The sequence below is a fragment of the Methylobacterium sp. WL116 genome (assembly GCF_008039455.1).
Classification (GTDB): Bacteria; Pseudomonadota; Alphaproteobacteria; order Rhizobiales; family Beijerinckiaceae; genus Methylobacterium.
The window spans coordinates 1-7,486 of record NZ_VRUV01000213.1 but is presented as its reverse complement, the minus strand read 5'-3'; the positions used below and the strand labels follow the sequence as shown (position 1 = coordinate 7,486).

9 protein-coding genes and 1 pseudogene are annotated in these 7,486 nt (G+C 70.5%); 4 read left to right on the top strand and 6 right to left on the bottom strand.

Annotated features, from left to right (window positions below; genetic code table 11):
* Nucleotides 1-250 (bottom strand): annotated as a pseudogene (locus FV223_RS15645) (hypothetical protein); the annotation flags it as partial.
* 133 nt (nt 251-383) lie between these two features.
* Complete coding sequence (locus FV223_RS15640; protein WP_147727902.1) at nt 384-920, bottom strand: hypothetical protein; 537 nt, start codon at nt 918-920, stop codon at nt 384-386.
* Between the two features lie 124 nt (nt 921-1,044).
* Here FV223_RS15640 and FV223_RS15635 point away from each other — a divergent pair, with 124 nt between their 5' ends.
* The 4 genes from FV223_RS15635 to FV223_RS15620 all read left to right on the top strand — a co-directional run bounded on the left by FV223_RS15635 (nt 1,045) and on the right by FV223_RS15620 (nt 4,434).
* Nucleotides 1,045-2,433 carry an aminotransferase gene (locus FV223_RS15635; RefSeq protein ID WP_147727901.1) on the top strand — a complete coding sequence of 463 codons (1,389 nt, stop codon included), beginning with the start codon at nt 1,045-1,047 and terminating at the stop codon, nt 2,431-2,433.
* 200 nt (nt 2,434-2,633) lie between these two features.
* On the top strand, nt 2,634-2,858 hold the full coding sequence (locus tag FV223_RS15630; RefSeq protein WP_147727900.1) for a hypothetical protein: 225 nt from the start codon (nt 2,634-2,636) through the stop codon (nt 2,856-2,858).
* Nucleotides 2,859-3,005: 147 nt separating this feature from the next.
* Nucleotides 3,006-3,926: a metallophosphoesterase gene (locus tag FV223_RS15625; protein WP_147727899.1), complete on the top strand. Its 921-nt coding sequence runs from the start codon at nt 3,006-3,008 to the stop codon at nt 3,924-3,926.
* A 61-nt stretch (nt 3,927-3,987) separates the two neighbouring features.
* Nucleotides 3,988-4,434, top strand: a complete 447-nt coding sequence (locus FV223_RS15620; RefSeq protein WP_147727898.1) for an ABC transporter ATPase — start codon at nt 3,988-3,990, stop codon at nt 4,432-4,434.
* 15 nt (nt 4,435-4,449) lie between these two features.
* On the opposite strand, the gene FV223_RS15615 is transcribed toward FV223_RS15620, so the two are convergent.
* The 4 genes from FV223_RS15615 to FV223_RS15600 form a co-directional block, all read right to left on the bottom strand.
* Nucleotides 4,450-4,779, bottom strand: a complete 330-nt coding sequence (locus FV223_RS15615) for a type II toxin-antitoxin system HicB family antitoxin (protein ID WP_147727897.1) — start codon at nt 4,777-4,779, stop codon at nt 4,450-4,452.
* Complete coding sequence (locus FV223_RS15610; protein WP_147727896.1) at nt 4,776-5,036, bottom strand: type II toxin-antitoxin system HicA family toxin; 261 nt, start codon at nt 5,034-5,036, stop codon at nt 4,776-4,778. The genes FV223_RS15615 and FV223_RS15610 overlap by 4 nt, the downstream gene beginning before the upstream one ends.
* 76 nt (nt 5,037-5,112) lie before the next feature.
* Complete coding sequence (locus FV223_RS15605) at nt 5,113-6,645, bottom strand: acyl-CoA carboxylase subunit beta (protein WP_147727895.1); 1,533 nt, start codon at nt 6,643-6,645, stop codon at nt 5,113-5,115.
* Nucleotides 6,646-6,865: 220 nt separating this feature from the next.
* On the bottom strand, nt 6,866-7,486 hold a 621-nt coding region (locus FV223_RS15600), incomplete at its 5' end, for an ATP12 family protein (RefSeq protein ID WP_147727894.1).

Below are 7,486 nucleotides of genomic sequence, written 5' to 3'. Positions count from 1 at the left end.
CCGCCCGCTCGATGGTGAGGAGGGCGCCGGCGCCGTCGCGGCGCAGGCTCGCGCCGATCAGCACGGTGCCGGCCGGCAGGGCCGGGACCAGGCGTGCGTCGCTCTCGGTCAGCCTACTCGACCCGAAGCTGGTCTCGGTGCCGGCGCTCGCTGTGAAGGAGACCAGCAGCCCGAGGCCGGCCATCCAGGGCGTGAAGGCGGTGCCGAGCCCGATGAGGCCCCGTCCGCGTCGTCCTCGTCTCGTGCCCACGCCGAACCGACCCGTACTGGAAAAGCCACGCCCGACGATCCTCCCGGCTGGTTCCGGTACGAGGATGGCGGTCGCGGATTTATCGCGCGGTATGGTTGCGGAGGGGTTAAAGGCACCCGATCGACGGTTGCCCTCAGGCGGCGCGGACGACCGCGATGTCGAAGGTCGGGCCGTGCGGGCCCATGCGCTCGCGCATGGTGATGCGGTCGTCGGGCGTCAGGGTCCCGAGCGGTACGTCCCGGTCCGGCAGCACCACCGTCGTCGCCTTGTTGAGGTGGACCAGCACGTGGCGCTTCATCGGCAGCGAGGCCGCGGCCCAGGACTTCAGCTGCCCGTAATACGGCTCGCGCGTCCACGCCTTCGGCTGGCCGGGGTCGACCTGCACGTTCATGTTGCGGTTCACCGGATCGAGGCTGAGCACCATCTTGGCGCGATCGGGCTTCCACTCGGGGCCGAGCCAGCTCTCCGTCATCCACAGGCAGTGGAAGGCGCGGCAATGGTCGGGCCGGTCGGCATGGATCGCGCAGCCGCGCCCTGCCCGGGTGTGGCGGCACCATTGCCCGGCGACGCTCTCGACCGCGGGCACGTCGTAGACCTTGCAGCACAGCGTGCAGGCGCCGCAGGCGCGGCCGGGGGCCGGCGTCGCGACGATGGTGGCGGGATCGAGCATCGCGTCGAGGCTTCGCGGTTACGAAAGGGGCCCGGCCGAGGCCGCGCGGTTCTGCCGGGGTACCTGAGCCCGCATCGGGTCGGTAGTGTGGCGGGCCTACGCGCCACAGCACCGGATCGCCCGCATGCTCTCGAACCTCGCCGTCCGCGACGTCGAAACCCTGATCCACCCCTACACCAATCTCGATGCGCACCGGGGCGCCGGGCCGCTGGTGCTCGAGCGCGGCGAGGGCGTCCACGTCTACGACACGGAAGGCCGCCCCTACATCGAGGGCATGGCGGGGCTGTGGTGCACGGCGCTCGGCTACTCCAACGGCGAGCTCGTCGAGGCCGCCCGCGCGCAGATGGGCAAGCTCCCGTTCACCCACCTGTTCTCCGGCCGCAGCCACGATCCGGCGATCGAGCTGGCCGAGGTGCTGAAGGAGCTGATGCCGGTCCCGACCTCGAAGATCTTCTTCACCTCGTCGGGATCGGAGGCGAACGACACGCAGGTCAAGCTGGCCTGGTACCTGAACAATGCGCTGGGCCGGCCGAAGAAGAAGATCATCGGGCGCCAGCGCGGCTATCACGGCGTCACCATCGCCACCGCCTCGATGACCGGGCTGCCGGCCAACCACACCGATTGGGACCTGCCGCTGCCGGGCTTCCTCCATGTCGGCTGCCCGCACGTCTACCGGTTTGCCGAGCCCGGCGAGACGGAGGCGGCGTTCTCGCAGCGGCTGGCCGACGAGCTCGAGGCCACGATCCTGCGGGAGGGGCCGGAGACGGTGGCCGCCTTCGTCGCCGAGCCGGTGATGGGCGCGGGCGGCGCCATCGTCCCGCCGGAGGGCTACTTCGCGGCGATCCAGGCGGTGCTCGCCCGCTACGACGTGCGCTTCATCGCCGACGAGGTGATCTGCGGCTTCGGCCGCCTCGGCACCTGGTTCGGCAGCGAGGCGCTGGGGATGCGGCCGGACACACTCTCCTTCGCCAAGGCCCTGACCTCGGGCTACGTGCCGCTCGGCGGCGTCTCGATCGACGAGCCGCTCTACGAGGCGATGCGCGAGCAGAGCCGGAAGATCGGCACCTTCGGGCACGGCACCACCTATTCCGGCCACCCGGTCGCCTGCGCCGTCGCCCTGAAGACCATCGAGATCTACAAGCGCGAGCGCATCGTCGAGGGCGTGGCGGCGAAGGCGCCGCACTTCCAGGCGCGGCTGTCCGCGTTGGCCGAGCACCCGATCGTCGGCGAAGCGCGCGGCCTCGGCCTGATCGGCGGGCTCGAGATCGTCGCCGACAAGGCCTCGCGCCGGCAGTACGAGCCGAAGGCCGGGGTGGCCGCCCGCTGCGTCGCCTTCGCGCAAGCGGAAGGGCTGATCGTGCGCTTCCTGATGGGCGACCGCATCGCCGTCTGCCCGCCGCTGATCATCACCGCGGACGAGATCGACGCCCTGTTCGACCGCCTGACACGGGCGCTCGACCGGACCGCGGCGTGGATCCGCGCCGAAGGGCTGGAGGCGATGCCATCCCTCTAGCACCGTACTGCGCCCCCTGGAATGCTGCGACGCGGCAGCGCTTTCTTAAGCCTGCGTTCATCCCGGCTGCACCCTTATCGTTCATCCGCCGGCTCAGGACCCGGGGGATGATCTCGAATCGCCCGCCACCGCCCTGGAGCGGCGTGGGGGCACGAAGCGACGGCGCGACCGTCACGCGAACGACCACAGGACGCAAACCCATGTACGCCCCCGATGCGATGCAAGGTTCGGAGATGCAGGCCCAGGCTCACGAGCCCGAGCGCCGGCAGATGGACCAGGCCGAGGCCCGCTACGGCTTCCGTCCCCTCGCGCTTCCGGCGCTCGCCGCAGCCGCCCACTCGGTGAAGCCGGCCGGCAAGGTCGCCCCGCAGACCAACCGCAAGGGCGTGCTCGGCATCGTGCACGAGGATGCGCCGATCGACTGACCGATCGCGCGAACCGCCCCGTTCCCGACGGTTCGGTTCAGACTTTCTCGACGGGTTCGCGTCATCGTCGCCCGCTCCCAGCCCGCGCCGCGCTTTCGCCGGAGTGCCGCGCTAGGAGCGCCCGACAGACGCGAACCCGAGGCTTCCATGCTGATCCTGCCGAGCCGCAGGCAGGTCCTGACCGGAATCGGCGGCACCTTCGCTGCGGCGGGGCTTTCGACCGGTGCCTACGCCTTCGGCGTCGAGCCGCTGCATCGCCTCGTGGTGACCCGCTACGCCCCGCGCCTGCCGGGTTGGGCGCCGGGGCTCGCCCTCAAGGTCGCGGTGCTCGCCGACTTCCACGTCTGCGAGCCGTTCATGCCGCTCGACCGCGTCGCCGAGATCGTCGACGCGACGAACGCGCTGTCGCCCGACCTGATCCTCATGCTCGGCGACTATCCGGCCGCCGGCCGCATCGCCTGGAAGCGCGTGCCGCTGCCCGAGTTCGCGCGGCTCGCCGCGGGCCTGCGCGCGCCGCTCGGCACCTACTCGATCCTCGGCAACCACGATTGGTGGGACGACGCGGCCGCCCAGGCGGCCCGCGGCGGCGTGCCGGAAGCACGCCGCGTGCTCGAGGCGGTCGGCATCCCGGTGATGGAGAACGACGCGCTGCGCCTTTCCAAGGACGGGCACCCGTTCTGGATCGCGGGGCTGGGCGACCAGCAGCCGTTCCTGGTCTTCGACGACGACAGCGGTCGCGACGACCTGCCCGCGACGATGGCCAAGGTGACCGACGCGGCGCCGGTGATCCTGATGATCCACGAGCCGGACGCCTTCGTCGACGTGCCGGAGCGGGTGTCGCTGACGCTTGCCGGGCACACCCATGGCGGCCAGATCCGCCTGCTCGGCCGTTCGCCGGCGATCCGCCCGATCCACGGGCACGACTATTCCTACGGCCACGTCGTCACCGACGGGCGCCACATGATCGTCTCGGGCGGGTTCGGCGTCAGCCGCATCCCGGTCCGCCTCGGCGTGCCGCCCGAGATCGTTCTGCTCGAGCTCGGGTCGAGCCCGTCGCCCACCGCCTGAGCGGCGAGACGCCTCACGCGCCGGCGCTGGCCGTTTCGCGCACGCACGCTACGTTCCCGTCATGCGCGCGCTCCTCGTCGGCCTCATCCTCGCCCTGCCCGTCCCGGCGCTCGCCGACGAATGCGGCGACCTGATCGACAAGGTCGCCAAGGCGACGACGGCGAGTCCCGGCAACCGCAGCGCCGACTTCGCCAACTTCACGGCCGGCGACGGCACCACCCTGACGCTGTCCTGCGGCGGCCCGCAGCTCTCGTCGGTCGGCGCGCAGTTCCGCGGCGACGCCCCGCCCGACGGCTACTACGCCCTGTTCGGCAAGGCCGGCCACGCCGTCACCGGCATCGCGGCCGACGTGATCGAGACGGCGGCCCACAAGGCCCGCGAGGCCGCGAGCCGCCTGCGCCACAGCAACGTCGACGCCGGCGGCGCCCGCATCACCTGCTCCGTCTCGGGCACCGACAAGGGCCCCCTGACGATGTGCGCCGTGATCGAGCACAGCGACCGGAGCTGAGCGCGGAGGGCCGCCTCAATCGGCCGCCTGCTCCAACGTGCGGGCGACCCACTTGTTGAGGCTGATTCCGGCCCGGCGCGCCGACGAGACCAGCGCGCGATGCAGGCCCGGCTCGACGCGCACCACGAACTGCCCGGAAAAGGCCTTCTCCGGCTCTTCCCCGCGCTCGGCGCAGAAGGCTAGGTAATCCTCGACGCTGTCGGCGAGCGCCTGCTTCAGCTCGTCGACGGACCGGCCCTGGAACGTGATCACGTCGCGGAGATCCAAGACCTCGCCGTGAAAGATATCGGCTTCCGCATCGTATTCGACGGAGGCTTCGTAGTTCCGATACTGCATCGTCGTCATGGCGTGACTCCAGCCTCGATCAGGAAGCGTCGCACCGACTTGACCGCGCCCTTGTCCGTCTCCTCCTGCGGATGAGGCCGGTGAAACACCGCCCGCACCCCGTGCAGGGCCACCCGGATCCGCGACCCGCGGCCTTCCGTGATCTCCGCGCCGCACGCGCTCATCAGGGACTCAATGTCGGACCAGACGACACCCGAGCGCACGGGGTCGGCGAAGATCGCCGCCAGCGTCGTCCGATGCCGTCCGCCGAGCTTCATATGATATCAGCAGCCAGTATCACAAGACGTGCCTTCGCGGTGCGGTCGACGACCCGCACCTCGTTGCCTCCCGCCCTCAGAGCGGGATGTTGTCGTGCTTCTTCCAGGGCTGCTCCATCTCCTTGGTGCGCAGCATGCCCAGCGCCCGCGCGATGCGCTTGCGGGTGGAATGCGGCATGATCACCTCGTCGATGTAGCCGCGCTCGGCCGCCACGAACGGCGACAGGAAGCGGTCCTCGTACTCGCCGGTGCGCGCGGCGATCTTGTCGGTGTCGCCGAGCTCGCTGCGGAAGATGATCTCGACGGCGCCCTTGGCGCCCATCACCGCAATCTGCGCGGTCGGCCAGGCGTAGTTCAGGTCGGCGCCGACATGCTTGGAGGCCATCACGTCGTAGGCGCCGCCGAAGGCCTTTCGCGTGATGATCGTCACCAGCGGCACCGTCGCCTGGGAGTAGGCGAACAGCAGCTTGGCGCCGTGCTTGATCAGGCCGCCGTATTCCTGCGCGGTGCCCGGCAGGAAGCCCGGAACGTCGACGAAGGTCACGATCGGGATCGAGAAGGCGTCGCAGAAGCGCACGAAGCGGGCGGCCTTGCGCGAGGCGTCCGAGTCGAGGACGCCCGCCAGCACCATCGGCTGGTTGGCCACGAACCCGACCGTGCGGCCCTCGATCCGGCCGAAGCCGGTCATGATGTTGCGGGCGTAGGCCGCCTGGATCTCGAAGAAGTCGCCCTCGTCGACGACCCGGCGAATCAGCTCGCCCATGTCGTAGGGCTTGTTCGGGTTGTCCGGGATCAGCGTGTCGAGCGACTTGTCGAGCCGCAGCGGGTCGTCGAAGCTCTCGATCTCCGGCACGCCGTCGATGTTGTTGGCCGGGAGGAAGTCGAGCAGCCGGCGGATCTGCAGGATCGCCTCGACGTCGTTCTCGAACGCGCCGTCGGCGATCGACGACTTCGTGGTGTGGACCTTGGCCCCGCCGAGCTCTTCCGCGGTGACGACCTCGTTGGTGACGGTCTTCACCACGTCGGGACCCGTGACGAACATGTAGCTCGTGTCGCGGACCATAAAGATGAAGTCGGTCATCGCCGGCGAGTAGACGTCGCCGCCCGCGCACGGCCCCATGATCACCGAGATCTGCGGGATGACGCCGGACGCCGCGACGTTGCGCCGGAACACCTCGCCGTAGCCGCCGAGCGCCGCCACGCCCTCCTGGATGCGCGCGCCGCCGGCATCGAAGATGCCGATGATCGGGGCGCGCATCTTCAGGGCCATGTCCTGGACCTTGATGATCTTCTGCGCGTGCGTCTCGGAGAGCGAGCCGCCGAACACGGTGAAGTCCTTCGAGAACAGGAACACGGTCCGGCCGTTGACCGTGCCCCAGCCGGTGACGACGCCGTCGCCGGGGATCTTCTGCTTCTCCATCCCGAAATCGGTCGAGCGGTGCTGCACGAACATGTCGAACTCCTCGAACGACCCGTGGTCGAGCAGGAGCTCGATGCGCTCGCGCGCCGTGAGCTTGCCGCGCTTGTGCTGGGCGTCGACCCGCTTCTCGCCGCCGCCGAGGCGGGCGAGCGACCGGCGCTCCTCGAGCTTTTCCAGAATGTCCTTCATGGGTCGAGCGGTCCTGCCTCGGGCGTCGGAAGAGTCTTGTCTTGCCTAAGCTGGCCGAGGAGGCCGGCCCGCTCAAGCTTCGAAGCGCCTTAGCACGCGGTTCCGCGCCGGGGAATTGAACCTGATTTGGCGAGGCGACAAGGCGAATTTTCCGGTGCGCGACCGCTCCGGCAAAGCCTGGCCCGCCACCTCGCCGGGCGCGCCAGCGCGACCACTTCGCTCAGCGCGCGAGCGCCGCCACCTCGGCCGCGGCCAGGAACTCGACCTTGCGCCCGGCGAGCCGGGTCGCGGCATCCTCGTCGGCGCCCCAGACGGCAGCCTGGTAGGTCTCGTCGACATGGGCCGCGTCCCACCCCTCCTCCGCGGTGAGGCGGCCGGCGAGCACCGCCAGCGCGATCAGCAGAGAGCCGGTCAAGGTCGTCAGGGTGTGGAAGGCGGCGAGCCGGAACGGGTCGTCGATCGCCGACACCGCCCGGCGCAGGGCCGCGACCGAATCCTCCGGCTGCGTGACGTGCATCACGCCCTCGCTCAGGATCAGCCGGGCGCCCAGCGCCTCGCGCGCCCACGCGACGATCGGGTCCCAGGCTTCGGCTTGCGCCGCGACCAGGCGCTCGGGCGAGCCGGCGCGATAGGCGACGAGGTCGGTGCTGGCGTAGGGCCACAGATCCTCGGCCACCGCCGCCATGCGCGGGGCGACGCCGTCGATCGAGGTGTTGATCAGCCGCGTGAACGGCATCCCGGCCGGGTCGATGGTCTCGCCCTGGGCCGCCCACTCGGCGGCGAGGCGCTCGGCCAGCGCCAGCGTCGGCGCCGCCAGCGGGTTGCGCGCCGGCGTGTTGGC